Annotated in this window: 15 protein-coding genes; 6 read left to right on the forward strand and 9 right to left on the reverse strand. The window is 72.0% G+C overall.

The window, feature by feature from the left end; all coding sequences use genetic code 11:
* Positions 1–19: 19 nt before the first annotated feature.
* The 9 genes from B072_RS0115745 to B072_RS48685 form a co-directional block, all read right to left on the reverse strand.
* Positions 20–1525 carry an alpha-N-arabinofuranosidase gene (locus B072_RS0115745; RefSeq protein WP_018530922.1) on the reverse strand — a complete coding sequence of 502 codons (1506 nt, stop codon included), beginning with the start codon at positions 1523–1525 and terminating at the stop codon, positions 20–22.
* On the reverse strand, positions 1522–2511 hold the full coding sequence (locus tag B072_RS0115750) for an arabinan endo-1,5-alpha-L-arabinosidase (protein WP_018530923.1): 990 nt from the start codon (positions 2509–2511) through the stop codon (positions 1522–1524). Before B072_RS0115750 ends, B072_RS0115745 begins: the two co-directional genes overlap by 4 nt.
* Positions 2508–3365, reverse strand: a complete 858-nt coding sequence (locus tag B072_RS0115755; RefSeq protein WP_018530924.1) for a carbohydrate ABC transporter permease — start codon at positions 3363–3365, stop codon at positions 2508–2510. The genes B072_RS0115750 and B072_RS0115755 overlap by 4 nt, the downstream gene beginning before the upstream one ends.
* Positions 3362–4306, reverse strand: coding sequence for a carbohydrate ABC transporter permease (locus B072_RS0115760; RefSeq protein WP_018530925.1), 945 nt, complete (start codon positions 4304–4306; stop codon positions 3362–3364). Before B072_RS0115760 ends, B072_RS0115755 begins: the two co-directional genes overlap by 4 nt.
* Positions 4303–5652, reverse strand: coding sequence for an extracellular solute-binding protein (locus tag B072_RS0115765; RefSeq protein ID WP_026245881.1), 1350 nt, complete (start codon positions 5650–5652; stop codon positions 4303–4305). Before B072_RS0115765 ends, B072_RS0115760 begins: the two co-directional genes overlap by 4 nt.
* A gap of 213 nt (positions 5653–5865) precedes the next feature.
* Positions 5866–6705, reverse strand: a complete 840-nt coding sequence (locus B072_RS0115770; protein ID WP_018530927.1) for an SMP-30/gluconolactonase/LRE family protein — start codon at positions 6703–6705, stop codon at positions 5866–5868.
* Positions 6702–7475, reverse strand: a complete 774-nt coding sequence (locus tag B072_RS0115775; RefSeq protein WP_026245882.1) for an IclR family transcriptional regulator — start codon at positions 7473–7475, stop codon at positions 6702–6704. Before B072_RS0115775 ends, B072_RS0115770 begins: the two co-directional genes overlap by 4 nt.
* A gap of 118 nt (positions 7476–7593) precedes the next feature.
* Entirely contained in the window at positions 7594–8850 is a 1257-nt protein-coding gene (locus B072_RS0115780) for a PucR family transcriptional regulator (RefSeq protein WP_018530929.1), read from the reverse strand.
* A gap of 6 nt (positions 8851–8856) precedes the next feature.
* Positions 8857–9009 (reverse strand): hypothetical protein, encoded by a 153-nt coding sequence (locus B072_RS48685; RefSeq protein WP_018530930.1) that lies wholly within the window; start codon positions 9007–9009, stop codon positions 8857–8859.
* Positions 9010–9197: 188 nt separating this feature from the next.
* Between B072_RS48685 and B072_RS0115790 the strand changes: the two genes are divergently transcribed.
* The 6 genes from B072_RS0115790 to B072_RS0115815 all read left to right on the forward strand — a co-directional run bounded on the left by B072_RS0115790 (position 9198) and on the right by B072_RS0115815 (position 18662).
* Complete coding sequence (locus B072_RS0115790; RefSeq protein ID WP_018530931.1) at positions 9198–10208, forward strand: DUF3068 domain-containing protein; 1011 nt, start codon at positions 9198–9200, stop codon at positions 10206–10208.
* Between the two features lie 250 nt (positions 10209–10458).
* A complete protein-coding gene (locus B072_RS0115795; RefSeq protein ID WP_018530932.1) occupies positions 10459–11625 on the forward strand; it encodes a glycosyltransferase family 4 protein in 1167 nt (388 codons plus the stop codon).
* Complete coding sequence (locus tag B072_RS0115800; protein WP_063746447.1) at positions 11622–12368, forward strand: class I SAM-dependent methyltransferase; 747 nt, start codon at positions 11622–11624, stop codon at positions 12366–12368. Before B072_RS0115795 ends, B072_RS0115800 begins: the two co-directional genes overlap by 4 nt.
* Positions 12365–16573 carry an alpha-(1->3)-arabinofuranosyltransferase domain-containing protein gene (locus tag B072_RS0115805; RefSeq protein WP_018530934.1) on the forward strand — a complete coding sequence of 1403 codons (4209 nt, stop codon included), beginning with the start codon at positions 12365–12367 and terminating at the stop codon, positions 16571–16573. The genes B072_RS0115800 and B072_RS0115805 overlap by 4 nt, the downstream gene beginning before the upstream one ends.
* Entirely contained in the window at positions 16570–17937 is a 1368-nt protein-coding gene (locus B072_RS0115810) for a hypothetical protein (RefSeq protein WP_018530935.1), read from the forward strand. Before B072_RS0115805 ends, B072_RS0115810 begins: the two co-directional genes overlap by 4 nt.
* A complete protein-coding gene (locus tag B072_RS0115815) occupies positions 17934–18662 on the forward strand; it encodes a class I SAM-dependent methyltransferase (protein ID WP_018530936.1) in 729 nt (242 codons plus the stop codon). Before B072_RS0115810 ends, B072_RS0115815 begins: the two co-directional genes overlap by 4 nt.
* Position 18663: the final 1 nt, after the last annotated feature.

The following is an 18663-nucleotide window of genomic DNA, read 5'->3' on the forward strand; positions in this document are numbered from 1 at the left end:
GGCCGCACCCGTCGGCGGCTCAGCCGAGCCGGATCACGTTCCACGACAGCGGCTCGAGCCCTGCCTTCAGCACCCCGTCCGCCAGGACCGTCCCCGTCGCCGCGTGCGGTGCCACCCGCTCCGGGTCGGCGAGCGTGTTGCGGGCGTCCGGGTCGGCGTCGGACAGGACCGAGTGCTCGACGACCGACGTCAGGTCAAGGCCGTTCAGGGCGACTTCGAGGGGCAGCGGCTCGGTCTGGCTGCGGTTGACGGCGAAGACGGTGACTGTGCCGTCCTCGGCGCGGACCGCCGTCGCGTGCAGGAGGTCGGCCGTGCCGTGGCGCTTCGTCTCGTACGTCGGCGAGGCGACCCGTACGTCGAGGACCTCGCCGCGACCGTACTTGGCGGCCTGCGCGAACGGGAAGAACGTCGTCTGGCGCCAGGCCGCGCCGCCGGGCTCGGTCATGATCGGCGCGATGACGTTGACCAGCTGGGCGAGGCAGGCGACCGTGACGCGGTCCGCGTGCCGCAGCAGCGCGATGAGCAGCGAGCCGAAGACGACGGCGTCGGTGACCGAGTAGACGTCTTCCAGGAGGCGGGGGGCCTCCGGCCAGTCGAGGGCGGAGACCTGGGCCTCCGTCCGCGACATGTACCAGACGTTCCACTCGTCGAAGGAGAGGTTGATCTTCTTCTTCGACTTGAGACGGGCGCCCACGTGGTCGCAGGTCGCGACGACGTTCTCGATGAACGACTCCATGTCCACCGCCGAGGCGAGGAACGAGTCGCGGTCGCCGTCGTGCTCCTCGTAGTAGGCGTGGAGGGAGATGTAGTCGACCAGGTCGTACGTCTCCTGGAGGACCGTCGCCTCCCACTCGGCGAACGTGTCCATGCTCTGGCCGGAGGAGCCGCACGCGACGAGCTCCACGTCCTTGTCGATCTGGCGCATGGCGCGGGCCGTCTCGGCGGCGATCCGGCCGTACTCCTCGGCCGTCTTGTGGCCGGTCTGCCAGGGACCGTCCATCTCGTTGCCCAGGCACCACAGGCGGATGCCGAAGGGGTCCTTGTCGCCGTGCTCGACGCGCAGGTCCGAAAGGGCCGTGCCCTGCGGGTGGTTGGCGTACTCCTGGAGCTCGATGGCCTCGGCGACGCCGCGCGTGCCCAGGTTGACCGCCATCATCGGCTCGGCCTGCGGGCCGACCTTCTTCAGGAACGCGATGTACTCGGAGAGGCCGAAGCGGTTCGACTCCGTGGTGCGCCAGGCCAGGTCGAGGCGGCGCGGCCGGTCCTCGACGGGGCCGACCGAGTCCTCCCACTTGTAGCCGGAGACGAAGTTGCCGCCTGGGTAGCGGATGGCCGTGACGCCCAACTCCCGTACGAGGTCCAGGACATCGGTGCGCAGGCCCGCCTCGTCCGCGCTCGGGTGGCCGGGCTCGAAGATGCCGGTGTAGACGCAGCGGCCGAGGTGCTCGACGAACGAGCCGAACAGGCGCGGGTCGACCGTGCCGACCGTGAAGGCGGGGTCCAGGGTGAAGCGGGCGGTACTCAATGCTTTCCTCTCGTGTCGTTCAGCACGGGCCAGCCGTTCGCGGCCCAACTGAGGTCGTTCAGGCCGAGCTTGGGAGTGCCGGAGTCCTCGGCGTCGTAGTAGTGGTAGGCGAGGACGTCCCGGCCCTTGTCGCGGAACACGGACTCACCGCCGGTGCCGATGAACCGGCCGTGCCCGGCGAGGAGGAGCGTGCCGCCGCCGTCCAGCATCGGCGTGCCGTCCCGGTCGACGTACGGGCCGGTGACGGACGTCGAGCGGCCGACCCGGATCTTGTACGTGGAGTTCACGCCGGAGCAGCAGGCGTCGTACGAGGCCATCAAGTAGTAGTAGCGGCCGTGCTTGACCACCGACGGGCCCTCGACCGCGTACGGGGCGTCGGGGCGGGTGGCCAGGTGGTGGACCGTCGCGCCCGGGACCGCCTTGCCGGTACGGGGGTTGAGCTCGACCATGCGGATGCCGGTCCAGTACGAGCCGAAGGACATCCACAGCTTCCCGCCGGCCCGCACGATCGCCGGGTCGATGGCGTTCCAGGTGTCCGTCGTCTCCGAGGCGAACACCTTGCCGTGGTCGGTCCAGGTGCCGGGGAGGCCGGTGCGGGACGTGGCGACGCCGATCGCGGAGTGGTTCGTGCCCCAGGACGAGACCGCGTAGTAGAGCCAGTACGTGCCGTCGCGGTACGAGATGTCCGGGGCCCACGGATCACCCGTGTCGTTGTACTCGTACCACCAGCTCGGCGGCTCGGCGAAGGCGTTGCCCTCGTCCGTCCAGTTCACCCGGTCCTTCGAGAGGCGGGCGCCGATCACGCCGCCCGTCGAGTACGCGACGTACCGCCCGTCCCTCAGCTTGATGACGGTCGGATCGTGGATGATCTGCTGGCCGGTGATCGGCTGCGGGTCCGGGTAACTCTGCGCCGCCTGGGCCGTGTTGGGGAGGACGGCGAGGAAACCGGCCGCCGCCGCGGCGGCCAGCGCTCTTCGTGCGGTCACTGGCCCGCCAATCCCGTGTGGGCGACGCCCGCCACGATCTGCCGCTGGAAGAAGACGAAGACGACGATCAGGGGCAGGCCCGCCATCAGGCCGCCGGCCATGAGCTGGGCCCACTGGATGCCGTAGGAGTTCATGACGGTCGCGATGCCGTTCGGCATGGTCATCAGGTCGGGGTTGTTGGTGACCATGTACGGCCACAGGAAGTTGTTCCACGAGCTGATGAAGGTGAAGATGCCGACCGCCGCGAGCGAGGGGCGGGACAGCGGCAGGATGATCGTGAAGAAGACGCGCCAACGGCCCGCGCCGTCGATGAAGGCGGCCTCCTCCAGCTCGCGCGGGATGCCCTGGAAGAACTTGTAGAGGATGTAGACCATGGCGGCCGGGGCGCACTGCGGCAGGATCATGCCCCAGTAGGTGTCGACCATCCCCATCTGCTGGACCGTGGTGAACAGGGGGACGCCGAGGACGGCCGGGGAGATCATCAGGCCCGCCATCACCACGCCCATCAGCACCGACTTGCCCCGGAACTCGGTGCGGGCGAAGCCGTATCCGGCGAGGGCGGCGACGATGAGGACGATGGCGGTCACCATGACCGACACGACCAGGGAGTTGACGAACCAGTTCGACACGTTGCCGGTCTGCCACAGGGCCTTCCACGCCTGGCCCGTCCACACCTTCGGCAGCCAGTGCGGCGGGATCTCGGCCGCCTCCGCCTCGGACTTGAGCGAGGTGAACAGGGCCGCGGCGATCGGTGCCACGAAGACGGCGGAGACGGCGACGCCGAGGAGGGTCAGGACGATCTGGCTGGGCGTCCACGGCTTGCGGGACTTCAGGCGGACCTGGGTGGTGCTCATCGGGTGCCCTCCTCACGGTTGCGCAGCAGCACCATCCGCCCGAGGGCGACGGCCGCGATGATCACGAAGAAGATGATGGACATCGCGGAGGCGTAGCCCACGCGGTAGCTGGTGAAGCCCTGTTCGAGGGTGTACTGCACGAAGGAGCGGGTGGAGAGTTCCGGCCCCGGGCTGAAGTCCATCATCACGACGGCCTGGTCGAAGAGCTGCAGGGAGGCCAGGATCTGGAGCGCGATGACGAGGCCCGTGATGTTGCGGAGCATGGGCAGCGTGATGTGGACCATGCGGTGCCAGGCGTTCGCGCCGTCCAGCTTGGCGGCCTCGTAGAGGTGGACGGGAATGCCCTGCAGCGCCGCGAGGTAGAGCAGGAAGGCGAAGCCGACCGTCCACCACAGCGTCTCGATGACGATGGCGAGCATCGCGTACGACTTGTCGGTCAGCCATGGTGTGGTGAGCCCGAAGGTCTCGTTGAACAGGCCGATGCCCTGGGTGAACAGCCACTGCCACAGGTTGGCGGCGACCGTCGACGGCAGCAGGAACGGGACGAAGAAGCAGAGTCGCCACAGCCACTTCCCGCGCTCGATGTGGTGCGCGAGCATCGCGAGGAAGAAGGCGAGGACCGTGATGCACGGGACGACGAGGAGCGTGAAGTACGCGCTGTGTCCGAGCGCGTCCCACATCGCCGCGTCGCCCAGCGCCTCGCGGTAGTTGTCGAGGCCGACGAAGCTCGCGCTCTCGCCGGAGATGTTGGCGTCGGTGAAGCTGAGGTAGATGCCGCGCACCAGCGGCCAGATCACGAACAGGACGAAGAGCAGCAGGAACGGGGCGATGAACCAGCCCCCGTGCTGGAAGCCCTGCTTGCGGCGGACGGTCGCCGTCGCGGTCGCGCTCCTGGCCCGCGACGGCGGGACGACGGTCGTCTCTGCGCTGGTCGTCGTCATGCGACCGCACCTCCCTGCGCGGCAGTCGTGCCGTCCATCGGGTTCTTCGAGGCGAGGAGCTTGACCAGCTCCTTCTTCATGCGCTCCGCCACCGCGGCGGGCTTGGCCGAGCCCATCGTCGAGGAGACGACCATCGGGCCGAGGTCCTGGGCGAGGACACCGGTGGAGCCCGCGAACCACACCTTCGGCTCGGTGGCCTGGTGGTCCATGGCGCTCACGTACTCGTTCTGCGGGGTGAGCTTCTTGTACGCGGCCGTGGACAGCGTCGGCGTGTAGGCGGGGATGTGGCCGCCGGCCGCCCACTGCTGGGCGTGGGTGACGACGTAGGCGGCGAGTTCGTGCGCGGCCTCGTTGGTGGCGCCGCCGCGGCCCGCCTGGTGCGGCAGGACGAAGGAGTGCGACTCGGCGTGGGTGGCCTTCCTGCCGAAGACGGGCGGCAGCGGTGTCGCGCCGTAGTCGAGCTTGGCGCCGGAGAAGACGGGCACCGACCAGTTGCCCTCCCAGGTGAAGGGGGCTCCGTTGATGAACTGTTCGCCGGTCGGGGCGCCCGGGATGACGTAGCCGTCGGTGACGTGTTGCCGGAGGAACTCCAGGACCTGGGTGGCCTTGTCGGCGTCGAAGAGGACCTCGGTGTCGGTGTCGTTGAACCACTGGCCGCCGAGCTGGGTGTAGAAGGCGACGAAGAACCACCACTGGAAGTTCTGGTCGTTGGTCCACAGGCCGATGGTCTGCAGGCCCTTCTTCTGGACCTTCTTGGCCTTCTTCAGGACGTCGAACCACGCGTCGGTGGAGCTGACGTCGATCATCCGGCCGTCGTCGCCGAGCAGGTCCGCCTTCTTCAGTACGTCCCTGCGGTAGAAGCAGAGTTGTACGTGGATGTCGAGCGGCAGGGCGTAGAGCTTGCCGTCGATCACGCCGCGGTTCCACAGCGCCGGGTTGTAGTCCTCTTTGCGCACGCCGTACTTGGCGAGCAACTGCTGGTCCCAGGGGTCCAGGAGGCGGCCCGGCGAGAAGCCCGCGACCCGGCCCAGGTGCATGACGCCGAGTTCGGGGGCGCGGTCGCCCGCGGCGGCCATCGCGAGCTTCGTGTAGAAGGGGTTGCCCCACTGGAGCGTGGAGTCCTTCACCGCGATGTCCGGGTGCTCCTTCCGGAAGGAGTCCAGCATCGCGATCATGTTGGCGCCGTCGCCGCCGCTGAAGAGGTTCCAGTAGCGCACGCGGGTGTCGGCTCCGGAGGCGAGGGCGTCGGCCCCGGTCCCGAGCGCCGCGAAGGCGGCGCTGCCGGCGACGGTCAACCCGCCCAGTCCGGCGAGGAGTTGCCTGCGGTTCAGGCCAGGTCGTCCCATGCCCTGCCCTTACTGTTCGAAGGTGATCGTTCGAGATTTCGGCTGCTGCCCGTAACTTCGAACGGGACCGTATGGTTGAAGCGCTTCGACCGTCAATGGGTTGGACAGCGGAAAGTTTCGGCCTGGCAAGGCGAAAGCCGCGGACGCGTCCGCTCAGTCGATGAGCGGACGCGTCCGCGGCTTGTCCGTACGTGCTCGCGCCCCTTACGGGGCTTACCCGAAGGCGGGTTGCGGCAGACCCTGGCCCGCTTCGGGCAGCACCAGCAGCGATCCCGCCAGCGGGGCCGGCCGGTCAAGGCCCACCCGCGCCGACGTCACGTAGAGATCGCGCAGGCCGGGCCCGCCGAAGGCGCAGGCCGTGGGGCGTCGCACCGGCAGCGGGACGACACGGTCGAGCGTGCCGGACGGGGTGTAACGGCGCAGGCCCGCGCCGTCCCACAGGGCCACCCACACGCAGCCGTCGGCGTCGACGGTGAGACCGTCCGGGTGGCCGGCGCCCTTCTCGACGGTCGCCAACTCCCTTCTGTTGGTGACCTGTTGCCCCGCCACGTCGAACACGTCGATGCGGTTGGTGGCCGTGTCGACGTAGTACATGAGCGTGCCGTCGGGGCTCCAGCCGGTGCCGTTGGAGATCGTGACATCGTCGAGGACCTCGGCCGCCGCGCCGTCGGGGGCGAGGCGGATCAGGTTGCCGCCGCCGGGCGTCTCGTCGTACGCCATCGAGCCCGCCCACAGGGCGCCGTCGGGTGCGACCGCCGCGTCGTTCCCGCGGCGCCCGGGGACCGGGTCGCGGTGCAGCCAGGCGAAGGCGCCGTCAGGGCCGTAACCGCCTATGCCGTCACGGAGGTTGACGACGAGACCGCCGTCCTTCCGGGGCTTGGCGGCGCCCACGTGCTGCTCGGTCGCCAGGACCGTGCGGCGGCCGCCGCCGGGCTCGTACGTGTGGACGCGCGAGCCGAGGATGTCGACCCAGATCAGGCGCCGGGCCGCCGGGTCCCAGGTGGGGCCCTCGCCGAGTTCGGCGGTCTCCCGCACCGCCACCTCGACGCTCACGGCGCCCCCCGGTGCCCGAGGCGCTCCGACAGGTCGGCCGCGCCCTTCGCGGCGAGCTGCGCCAGCTCCTCCTCGCGGGCGTCCGTCCAGCGGATCATCGGTACGGAGATGGAGAGGGCGGCGACGACCCGGTTGGTGCGGTCGCGCACGGGCGCGGCGACGCAGGAGACGTCCGGGTTGGACTCGCGGCTCTCGACGGCGACGCCCCGCTCGCGGATCGTGTGCAGGGCCTCGCGCAGGGCGGCCGGGTCGGTGATCGAGTTCTCGGTCATGCCCGTGAGCGTGACGCCGTCCGGGATGCGGGCGGTCAGTTCGGGCTCGGGCAGCGACGCGAGGAGCATCTTGCCGACCGAGGTGCAGTGGGCGGGCAGACGGCGGCCCGCGGCGGAGACCATGCGCACCGCGTGCGTGGAGTCGACCTTGGCGATGTAGATGACATCGGTGCCTTCGAGGATCGCGACGTGTACCGTCTCGTCGCAGGTCTCGGCGACCGTGCGGGCGACCTGCTGGCCCTCGGCGGCGAGGTCGAGCTGTTCCGCGTACCGGCTGCCGAGCTGGTAGGGGCGCACCCCGAGGCGGTAGCGGCCCGGCTGGCCGGGGACCTGCACGATGTACGAGCGGGCGGCGAGCGTGGTGACGAGCTCGTGGACCGTGGTGCGCGGCAGCTGTAGCTTGCGGACGATGTCGGGGGCGGACAGCGTGCCGTCCCCGTCCAGGAAGAGCTCCAGGATGTCCAGAGCCCGGGTCACGGCTGGTACGAGGCGTCCCACGACCGATCCCCTCCCTATGTTCGATATTTCAACAGACGATCGGTATAGCGAACATAGGCTATGCAGAGGGCCGACGGCCGGGCAATGGTTCAACTGAGGCGAAGGTTGCGGCCACGGCCTAGACAGGTCCGAGCTCGCCCCGAAGACGCCGTGCCCGCAGCACCAGTTCGAGCTCGAAGCGGCGGTCCGGGTCGTCGACCTCGGCGCCCCACAGCTCGCGGATCTGGCGCAGCCGGTAGCGCACCGTCTGCGGATGGACGCCGAGCCGGGCCGCCACCTCGGGGGCTCCGCCGCGGGTCTCCAGCCAGGCCAGCAGGGTCTCGGCGAGGCGCCGCGCGTGGGTGGGCCCGCAGTGGGCGAGCGGGGCGAGGGCGCGCCGGGCCAGGTCGTCGACGAGTTCCTCGGGCTGGAGCAGCACGAGGGCCTGGGTGTGCTCGGTGCAGTGCAGGACGTCGGTGGCGGGGAGCAGGTTCCGCTCCATCAGCGCGACCGCCGCCTCGGCCCAGCGCAGAGACTTCGCGGCGTCGGGCAGCGCGACGGGCGGCCCGATGGCGCCGCTCCAGCCGGACAGGGCGCGGCGCAGCAGCTCGGGGCGGCCCGCCGCGTCGGGGTCGGGGACGACCAGGCGCGGGCGCTCGGTCTCCATGTCGAGCAGGATCTCGGGGCCGACGGCCGGGGCGACGGCGTCGCGGGCGGGGCGCAGGAGCAGCCCGACGGCGACCCGCTCGGGCACCGGCCAGCCGATGCGGGCGGCGCGTTCGGTGAGCACCTTGACCGGGTCGGGCGGGGCCGCGGACCTGCCGCTGAGCAGGAGGTCCATCAACTTCCTCTGCTGGCGCAGGCGTTCACCGGCCTGGCGGGCGGCGGCCTCGGCGTACCCGCGGACGGACTGGTCGACGAGGCCGTCGAGGTACTCGTATCCGGACTCGGCGAGTTCGTACATCGCCGGGGGCGGGATGCGCAGGCGCTGGCCGATGTCGGCGAGGCGGCGCCAGGCGAGTTTCACGCCGAGCCGGTACATCGCCTGGAGGGAGTCGAGGCTGCGCCCGTGCAGATTCTGGTCTCGGCCGAACTCCTGGAACACGACGGGCAGTTGTGGCGGTTCGGGGTCCGCGGGCGAGGCGGTGGGCACGGCCGGTACGGCCGACACCTCCACGAGGCGGCGCACGAAGCCCTCGATGGCGCGCCGGATGCCGATCAGGGCGAGGGGCTCCCCCGTCGCGCCGAGCACCGTCGGCAGGCCGGGGAACTCGCGGCGGACCTCGTCGAGGATGTCCTGGGCGAGCCGGGGCGCCTCGTCCATGGCGAGCGCGGCGAACTGCTTGACCTGCAGCCGCGGCACATCGCACCAGGCGGACCGCGCGGTGGCGGGCACGGCCGGTCAGCGCCCCTGGCCGGCGGTCTCGTACGTCACCAGGGGCGTGTTCGGCTGGTCCGGGGTGGCGTTGATCAGTGCGAGCACGCCGAAGGCCGCGGCGACGGCGAGGGCCGCCCCGGCGGCCGCGGACAGCGCGGCGAAGAGCAGTCGGTTCATCGCAGGGTCAGCCTCTCGTGCGTAGCACTGACGACGTGCTGACGGCGTACTGAGGTCGGTCCCCACCCTGTGCGTCCCGGTAACTCCCCAGTCTCGACAGTTGATTGACACCCCGTCAAGAGTGCGTCTACGGTTCCCGGCCCAGAACGGCAGGCCACCCACTCGCCCCGAATTCCCAGGAGTGCCGGATGCGCCGAACAGCCTCACCCCTCTCGCTGGTCCTCGTCGGACTCGGCACGTTCCTGCTCGTCCTCGCGGGGCTTCTCGCCTGGTACGTGGAGCCGCGCGCCGAGCGCACCAGCATCGACATCGACACGTCGACGGAGTTCACCGGGACCGGCAGCTACTTCGACACCGCGAAGATCAGAACCGTGAAGGACAAGCCCCTCACGATCACCCGGCAGGTCCGCGGCGACGTCGCCGAGAGCGAGCGCAGCGGGCGGGCGGTGTGGGACGTCGTGACGTCCGTCGACACCGACAGGTCGCTGCCGGCGTCCGATCCGCACGACGCGCTGCAGTGGACCCTGGAGCGCTGGGTCACCGACCGGAGAACGAACGCTCCGGTGCACTGCTGCGGCGAACAGCCCGCCTTCCAGGGCGAGGCGTACCTGAAGTTCCCCTTCCACGTGGAGAAGCGCACGTACACCTGGTGGGACAACACGCTCGGCGCGACGGTCCCGCTCCGGTTCAGCGGCACGACGAAGGTCCAGGGCTTCGAGGGCTACCGGTTCACCGGCACCGTCGAGGCCGCCCGCACCGGCTCGCGTCTGGTGCCGGGCCGGATCGTCGGGCAGCCGAGGAAGGGCCAGGTGCTGGCCGAGGAGTGGTACGCGAACCACGGCGTCGAGCTCGTCGCCGACCCGACCACGGGCCGGATCCTGTACGCGGCGATCGGCCCGCGCAAGACGCTGCGCGCGCCCGGCTCGACGAAGGACGCGGCGGTACTCCTGGACAGCGAGAAGATCGCGTTCACGCCCGCCACGCAACGCGCACAGGTCGCGTTCGCCCGGGACGACAACGACCGCCTCACCCTGCTCGGGACGACGCTGCCTGTCGTGGCGGGTGCGCTGGGCGGGCTCCTCGTGGTGGCCGGGGCCGTTCTCGTCGCCCGGGGAAGGGGAGGCCGCACGACCTCCGAAGGGCCGGAGCGACCGGATCCCGATACGTCCCCGACGACCCTGGAAACATCCACGATGTGACGGTACGTCAGGTCAGGAAAGCCCGAAACTTGTCACGTGGGTGAGTAGCCGCGCCGAACAGCTGGGCGAAAACTGTCCCACCCCACCCCGTGCACAGACCGCGCACAACCCCGGCACAGTACCCGCCGGTTCGCCTCGGCAGCCCGCACCCTGCCGAGTCGGCGCCACGCACCGCACCTGCCATGCCCGCACACCGCTGACACCCCCCACGCCCTCAAGGTTCCGCACCCTGAGACGAGTTGGAGCACCTATGCCCCAGCACGTGCCCGTACCGCTGCGCGCCGCCGCCCCACCGGGCGCCCAGCACCCGAGAGCCCCGCGCCGGATCGTGTTCCTCGCCCACCGCGATCTCGGCAATCCCGCCGCGGGCGGCTCCGAACTCCTCGTCGACCGGCTGGCCGACGGGCTGACCGGCCTCGGCCACCAGGTGACGCTGCTGTGCGGCGGACCGGCCGCGCACGGCGCCTTCCGGGACTACCGGGTCGTGTCGGCGGGCGGACAGGCCGGCCACTATCTGCGCGCCCGCTCGGCGTTCGCCCGGCAGGTCGGCGACTGCGATCTGCTGGTCGAGGTGTGCAACGGCATGCCGTACCTCGCTCCGCTCTGGCATCGCGGCCCCACCCTCTGCCTGGTCAACCACGTGCACACGGACCTGTGGCGGATGCGACTGCGCGGCCCGCTGGCGCCCGCGGCCCATCTCGGCCGAAGACTCGAACACTGGGCGCTGTCCGGGGCTCAGCGGCGCAATCTGCTCGTCGCCGTGTCGCCGTCGACGGCGAACGCCCTGCACGCCATCGGTGTGGACCCGGCCCGGATCCGGCTGGTCCCGAACGGGGTCGAGGACCCGGGCCCGCGCGCCGGCCGCTCCGCCGAGCCGCTGTTCCTGGCGATGGGCCGCCTGGTCGAGTACAAGCGGATCGATCTGCTGCTGCGCCTGTGGGAGCGGGTGCGGCCGGTCACCGGGGGCCGCCTGGTGATCGTGGGGGACGGCCCCGAGGCCGGCCGGCTGCGCCAACTCGCCGGCCCGGACGTGGAGTTCACCGGTCACGTCTCGGAGGCCGACAAGCACCGGCTGTTGTGCGAGGCGTGGCTGCTGCTGCACCCGTCGGCCGTCGAGGGCTGGGGCCTGGTGGTGACCGAGGCCGCGGCGCGCGGGACCCCCGCGGTCGGCTTCGACGTCCCCGGGGTGCGCGACTCCGTCGAGGACGGGGTCACCGGGCTGCTGGCGCACGGGGAGTCGTCGTTCGCGGCGGCCTGGTGCACCCTCGCCCTGTCCACGCACCGCCGCGAGCTGATGGGCAAGGCGGCGGAGGAACGCGCCGCCGGCTACCGCTGGGCGCGCACGGTACGGCAGTTCGGAGCGGTCGCGGCGGAGGCGGTGGCGCAGGCACAGCCCCTCAGGGGCTGGACGCCATGACGGCTCGGACGCCCACGCCCCTCAAAGACCCTTCCCTGCAGAGGTCGTTGACGCTGTTCCGGGCGTTCCTTCGGGAGCAGCGGGACCCCGAGACCTGTTACGCGCTGCTCGCCCGGGACGCCGCCGACCAGGTCGAGGCGTACGGGAAGGTGGCCGGGAAGGTCGTCGTGGACGTGGGCGGCGGCAGCGGTCACTTCACGCGGGAGTTCCGGGCGCGCGGCGCGACCGGGGTCCTCTTCGAACCCGACACACGGGAGTTGGGCTCCGATCCGCCCTCGGCGACGGTGGTGGCCGACGGGTATCTGCTGCCGCTGCCCGACGCGTCGGCGGACGTCACGTTCTCCTCGAACGTCCTGGAGCACGTCGCCGACCGCGACACGTTCCTCAGCGAGCTGGTGCGGGTGACCCGGCCCGGCGGCCTGATCTACGTGTCGTTCACCAACTGGCTCTCCCCCTGGGGCGGTCACGAGTGGGCGCCCTGGCACTATCTGGGCGCCCGCCGGGCGCAGGCCCGCTACCGGCGGCGTACCGGCAGAGCCCCCAAGCACACCTTCGGCGAGAACCTCTTCGCCCATCACATCGGGCCGACGCTGCGCCATGTCCGGGCCCGCGACGACATCACGGTCGTCTCGGCGCGCTCCCGCTACTGGCCGTTCCTCACCGAGGCGGTCGCGCGGGTGCCCGGGGTGCGCGAGTTCGCCACCTGGAACCTCCTCCTCATCCTCAGGCGGTGTCCCCCATGACGACCATGGTCCAGGCCCCTCCCGCCGCGGCGACCAGCCCGGACCCGGAGCCCGCCCCGCGCTCGCGCCGCTGGCTCCTGGCCTTCTGGGCCGTGGTGTTCGTGGCGTTCTGCGCGGTGCGGCCGGGCCGGGCGACGTTCGAGACGAAGCTCGGTGTCGCGTTCGACCCGTGGCGGTTCATCGGGGACCTGGGCCAGTTGTGGCACGACCGGGCGGGGTTCGGCGGCCTCGCCGACCAGTACATCGGCTACGCGTTCCCGATGCTGCCGTACTACGGCGTGGCCGATCTGCTGCACGTCCCGGTCTGGCTGGCCGAGCGGCTGTGGCTGTCGATCGTCGTGACGGCGGCGTTCTGGGGCGCGCTGCGGCTCGCGGAACGGCTCGGGGTCGGCTCGCCGGGCGGCAGGCTGCTCGGCGCGGTCGCGTACGCGCTGTGGCCGACGTTCACGATCGTCGTCGGCTCGACGTCGGCGGCGGCCCTGCCCGGCGCCTTCCTGCCCTGGGTCCTGCTCCCGCTCGCCAACTCCGCCACCACGCCACGGGTTTCGGCGGCACGCTCGGCGCTGCTGATCCCGTTCATGGGCGGCGTGAACGCGGCGGCGACGCTCGCCTCGCTGCTTCCCGTGGGCCTGTATCTGCTGTCCCGGCCGCCGTCGCCGCGTAAACGGCAGCAGATCGCGTGGTGGTTCCCGCTCGTGGTGCTCGCGACGGCGTGGTGGGTGATCCCGCTCCTCCTGCTCGGCATCCACGGCGAGAACTTCCTGCCGTACGTGGAGAGTTCACAGACCACGACCGAGACGATGGCGGCGACGGAGACCCTGCGCGGCGCGGGCAACTGGGTGGCGTACCTCCACCTCGGTGACGCCTGGCTGCCGGCGGGCTGGACGGTGGCCACGGCCGCCGTCGTCATCGTCTGCTCGGCGCTCGCCGCCGGGCTCGGTCTGGCCGGGCTGGCCCGCCGCGACCTCCCGGAGCGCCGCTGGCTGATCCTGACCGTGATGATCGCGGCCCTCATCACCCTTGCCGGATACGGGGGTTCGCTCGGCGCTCCCTTCCACGAGACGGTCAGGGCGTGGCTGGACGGCGGCCTGTCGCCGTTCCGCAACGTGTACAAGTTCCAGACCGGTCTCGCGCTGGCGCTCGCGCTGGGGATCGCCCATCTGGTGGGCGTGGCCGCCGACCCTCGCGGCGCCCGCCCGGTGCGCGGCCGCCGCCACGCGCCGCTGATCGCCGCGATCCTGATCCTGCCCGGCCTGGCCTGGCCGTACCTCAACGGCTCGATCCTGCAGCCCGGCCCGTTCCAGAGGCTGCCCGCCTACTGGGAGACCACGGCGGACTGGTTGCACACGTACTCGCCCGACTCGCGCGCCCTGGTGGTCCCGGCGACGGCCCACGGCATCTACACCTGGGGCTCCCCCATCGACCAGCCCCTCGACGTGCTGGCCGACTCGCGGTGGGCGCAGCGCGACTACGTCCCGTTCGGCACCGCGGGCAACCGGCGCGCCCTCGACGCGATCGAGCAGGCACTGATGTCGGGAGACGAAGTTCCGGGCCTGCAGGACTACTTGAGCCGGTCCGGGCTGTACTACGTCGTCGTCCGCAACGACCTCGACCCGGACCAGTTCGGCTACGTCCCGACGGCCACGGTCAAGCGCACCCTCGACGAGTCCGGCTTCCACCGCGTCACGGGCTTCGGCCCCGTCGTCACCGGCGGCCGGATCGCCGAGAACACCCCGGTCCAGGTGGAGGGCCTGTACCCGCGGTCGCGCGCCGTGGAGATCTACGCGCCCGACACCGCCGTCGAGCGCCCGGGGCAGGCGAGTCTGCTGCCGGTGCGGGCGACGGCGGAGGTCAGCGGCGGCCCCGAGTCGCTGCTGCCGCTCTCCGCCGACCCGGCCTTCCGGGACCGGCCCGCCGTACTCACCGGGGACAACCATCCCGGCATCGGAACGCCCGCCCTGAGCACGGCCGTCGACGGTCTGCGCCGCGCGGACACCGACTTCGGCCTGGTCAACGCCAACACCTCGTACCCGTACACACCGAACGGGCGCAACGGCCCGGACGCCACCACCAACCCCGGCGAGGAACCGAAGCAGCTCCTGCCCGGCTCGGGCATCGGCCACCAGACCACGGCCCGGATCGACGGCGCCCGCTCGGTCACCGCGTCCTCGTACGGCAACTGGCTACTGAAACTACCCCAGTTCGACCCGGTGAACGCGTTCGACGGCGACCCGGACACGGCGTGGGCGGAGGGGTCCCCGGACTCGGCGAACGGGCAGTGGCTACGCATCGCCTTCGACCAGCCCACCACCATCCCCGACACGCTCCAGGTGACGCCGCTCCCCCAGGACGGGGTGCGGGCGGCACCCACCCGCGTCCGGATCGAGACGGACAAGGGCTCCACGACCGTCGACCTCCATCCGGACGGCAGCCGCCAGACGGTCAAGTCGCCGTCCTCCGAAGCGAAGTGGCTGAAGGTGACGATCCTCGACACCGAACGGGCCCGGCCAGGACTGACGGGCGCGGGCTTCTCCGAGATCCGTGTCCCCGGGGTGCGGGTGACGCGCACGCTGCGGCTGCCCGCGGACTCGGCAGACGCCGGCCAGTTCACGTTCCACCGGGCCACGGGCGGCGGGGCGCTCACCCTCACGGACACCGAGTCGTCGTTCCGCCGGGCCTTCACGACCGACGACTCCGGCCGGTACACGTTCCGGGCGACGGCCACGCCGACCCCGACCGCCGCGCTCGACAAGCTCCTCTACGGCGTCGCGCCCGACCAGGAGCGCAGGATCACTGCCACCGCGGACTCCACGGCCCGGATCGGCACCGACACCAGCGCCCGCAACCTCACCGACGGCGACCTGACCACGGCCTGGGTCGCGGGCGGCGACCGGCCGACCATTCATCTCCGCTGGCCCGGCAAGCAGCCCGTCTCCACCCTCGTGCTCCCCGCGGCCGGGGGTCTGTCCACCCGCCCGCAGAAGATCGAGATCAGCAGCCCGGACGGTGCCGCCGTCGCGGGCGTCGACGAGAACGGGGTGGCCACCTTCGACCCGATCACCACCGACCGGCTCGACGTCACCATCACCGAGTCGGCGCCGCTCAAGGTCCACAACCCGCTCGCCGACGCGGACCTGCAACTGCCGGTCGGCCTGACCGAGGCGTACATCCCCACGCTGGACCAGTACCGGGTCGAACAGCCCTCCCCCGGAAGGAAGTTCACGCTCCCCTGCGGCAAGGGCCCGGCCGTCGTGATCGACGGCACCCGGTACCGCACCTCGGCCAAGGGCACCGTCGCCGACCTCACCGAGCGCCGCCCGGTCGACATCACGCTCTGCGGCGGCCTCGACCTGTCCGCGGGCCCGCACACCTTCGAGGCGGCGCGCGGGGGCGCCCTGGCGCTGACGTCCGTCACGCTCACCGGCACGGTCGCGGTGGACGCGCCGAAGGCCACGGCCACCTCGCGCGAGCTGGTCATCCGCGACTGGCTCGGCGACCGGCGCACGGTCCGGGTCGGCGCGGGCGAGGCCACGTACCTGACCATGTACGAGAACGCCAACGACGGCTGGCAGGCGACGCTGAACGGCAAGAAGCTGACCGCGCTCCGGCTCGACGGCTGGCAGCAGGCGTGGCTCGTGCCCGAGGGCGCGGGAGGCACGATCTCCTTGTCCTACGAGCCGGCGACGACGTACGACGCGGGCCTGATCGGCGCCGTGGTCGCGCTCGTGCTCCTGGTGGGCCTCGCGCTGTGGCGGCGCGACCCGGACGAGCTCCCGGAGGCGACGGCCCCGCCGCCCGCCCCCGGCTGGATCCTCGGCACGGTGGTCCTCACCCTGATCGGGGTGGTGATCGCGGGACCGTGGGCGGCGCTGGTCCCGGCACTCGCGCTGGTGGCCTGGTGGCGGCACGCGCTGCTGATGCCGCTGGCGTTCCTGGCGATGGGCTCCGCCGGGATCGTCGCCGCGGTGGCCTCCGGTGAGCCGGTGCGCGAGGGGCAGGGTGCGTTCAGCTCCGCGGCGCAGCTCTTGGCGCTGATCTCCTTGTTCGCGGCGCTGGTGTCGGTGGGCAGGCCCCATCAAGCCCCTCCGTCGATCGAGGAGCGGGGTCCGGGGCAGAGCCCCGGGGGCTCAGCATCGTCGCCGGGTGACGGGCCGGTGGGGGCCGAGCGCGCAGTTCCCCGCGCCCCCAAAGGGGCCGAGTCATGACCACCCTGGACAACCAGCCCACCCGCTCCCCCGCGGGCACGCGGATCCCCTTCCCCACCGTCGACGAAGTCTCCCGGCACTGTCTGCAGGACCGGGAACCCGAGACCGTGCACATCGAGGTGCATCTCACGGGCCGGCTCGACCCGGCCCGGCTCAGCGCGGCGTTCGGCGAGGCACTGCGCCGGCACCCCCGCATCCTCGTACGGGAAGCGGAGCGCCGCTGGTTCGGCAGGCGGTACGAGTGGGAGCTGACCGAGGGACCCGACGTCCACCCGGTGTCGTTCCCCGCCCCGACCCCCGACGCGCTCAAGCGGGCCCGCACCCGGTGCCTCGACGAGGCGCCGCCCCTCACCACGTCCCCGCCGATCCGCGTGGAGGCGATCGAGGCCCCGAGCACGAACACCACCAGCACCACAGGTGCCACCGGCACCAACGGCACCACTGGCACCACTGGCACCACCGTCCTCGTACTCACCATCAACCACACCGCGCTCGACGGCCCCGCCTGCCTGCGCGTCCTGGCCACCGCGGCGGAGCTGTACGGCGGCCGCGACCACAGCCCGCCGCCCATCACGCCCCCGCCACCCGCACCTCCCGCACCTCCCGCACCCCCACCCCCGGCGACCCCACCCTCGTCGTGGGCCCGCCCGGCCCGCGTCGCCCCGGGCACGCCCGAGCCCCGGCCGGGCAACGGCCTCCTCGTCTGCGAGCTGTCCGTGCCACGCCGGCCCAAGGGCGCCCCCTACACGGTGAACGACCAGCTGATGGTCGCCACGGCCCGCACGATCGCCGACTGGAACGAGGAGCACGGCGCGCACCGGCCCCGCCGCCCCCTGCGCATCACGATGCCGGTGGACGACCGCCCCCGGGACGCCTCGATGCCGATCGGCAACGGCACCCGGCTGGTGGAAGTCGCCTTCGGGGCGGCCGAGTTGAACCTCCCGACCCCGGAACTGCTGAAGCGGACAGCGGCCCGCACCGCCGCCCTCAAATCCCTCGTGCGCCCCCAACTCGGCCACGGAGCGGCGCTGTTGACCACCCCGTACGCCCCGGTCGCCTGGCGGGCCGCCGCCACCCGCGCGCTGCGCACGGCCGCGGGCCCCTGGACCTCGACGACGCTGCTCAGCAACATCGGCCGCATCCCGTACCCGCTGGACTTCGGCGACGGCGGCCGGGCGAGCGCCGTCTGGTTCTCCGCGCCGGCCCGGATGCCGCGCGGCCTCACCGTCACCACCGCGTCCACGGCGGGCCGGCTGCACCTGGCCCTGCGCTGGTCGCGCACGCTCCTGAGCCACGGCGACGGGGCGCGGCTGCGCGACCTGTTCGAGCACCACCTCCACGCGACACAGGAGGAGGCACCATGACCACTCCCCTGAAGGACCCGAAGGACCTCCGCGACCTCTACGAGAACCCCGCGACACCCGTCGCCTCGGGCGCCCCGCGCACCCTGCGCCAGACCCGTGTGCTGGCCGCCGCGCTGGCCGGGACCCGGTCCACGGTCCTCGACATCGGCTGCGGCGACGGCACCGCGACGGCCACCGCCGCCCGGCTGCTCCCCGACCGGCACCGGATCGTCGGCGTCGACTGGTCGCAGGACGCCCTGCGCCGGGCCGCGACCCGCGTACCGCATGTCGTACGGGGTGAACTCACCGGCCACGGGCTGCCGTTCGGTGACGCGAGCGCCGACGCCGTCGTGTTCAGCGAGGTGATCGAGCACCTCGTCGACCCGGACGCCGCGCTCGACGAGATCCGCCGGGTCCTGCGCCCGGGAGGCCATCTCCTGCTCTCCACCCCGAACCTGGCCGCCTGGTACAACCGGGCGCTGCTGCTCGCCGGGGTGCAGCCCGTGTTCTCCGAGGTGAGCCTGCGCGCGATCCACGGCCGCCCCGGCCGGGAGGTGGTGGGCCACCTGCGGCTCTACACACCGCGTGCCCTGCGCGCGTTCGTCACGGCCGCGGGCTTCGACGTCGTACGGCTGTCAGGGGCGCCGTTCCACGGAGTGCCGCGGCCCCTGCGTCCCCTGGACCGGCTCGCCTGCGCGGCGCCGTCCCTCGCCTCGATCCTGCTGCTGCACGCCAGAAGGACGTGAG

This window comes from Streptomyces sp. HmicA12, assembly GCF_000373565.1.
Taxonomy (GTDB): Bacteria; Actinomycetota; Actinomycetes; order Streptomycetales; family Streptomycetaceae; genus Streptomyces.

Coding starts and splice junctions, on each gene's coding strand:
- B072_RS0115755 (WP_018530924.1), bottom strand. CDS start 3,365: ATGAGCACCACCCAGGTCCGCCTGAAGTCCCGCAAGCCGTGGACGCCC.
- B072_RS0115760 (WP_018530925.1), bottom strand. CDS start 4,306: ATGACGACGACCAGCGCAGAGACGACCGTCGTCCCGCCGTCGCGGGCC.
- B072_RS0115765 (WP_026245881.1), bottom strand. CDS start 5,652: ATGGGACGACCTGGCCTGAACCGCAGGCAACTCCTCGCCGGACTGGGC.
- B072_RS48685 (WP_018530930.1), bottom strand. CDS start 9,009: ATGAACCGACTGCTCTTCGCCGCGCTGTCCGCGGCCGCCGGGGCGGCC.
- B072_RS0115790 (WP_018530931.1), top strand. CDS start 9,198: ATGCGCCGAACAGCCTCACCCCTCTCGCTGGTCCTCGTCGGACTCGGC.
- B072_RS0115795 (WP_018530932.1), top strand. CDS start 10,459: ATGCCCCAGCACGTGCCCGTACCGCTGCGCGCCGCCGCCCCACCGGGC.
- B072_RS0115800 (WP_063746447.1), top strand. CDS start 11,622: ATGACGGCTCGGACGCCCACGCCCCTCAAAGACCCTTCCCTGCAGAGG.
- B072_RS0115805 (WP_018530934.1), top strand. CDS start 12,365: ATGACGACCATGGTCCAGGCCCCTCCCGCCGCGGCGACCAGCCCGGAC.
- B072_RS0115810 (WP_018530935.1), top strand. CDS start 16,570: ATGACCACCCTGGACAACCAGCCCACCCGCTCCCCCGCGGGCACGCGG.
- B072_RS0115815 (WP_018530936.1), top strand. CDS start 17,934: ATGACCACTCCCCTGAAGGACCCGAAGGACCTCCGCGACCTCTACGAG.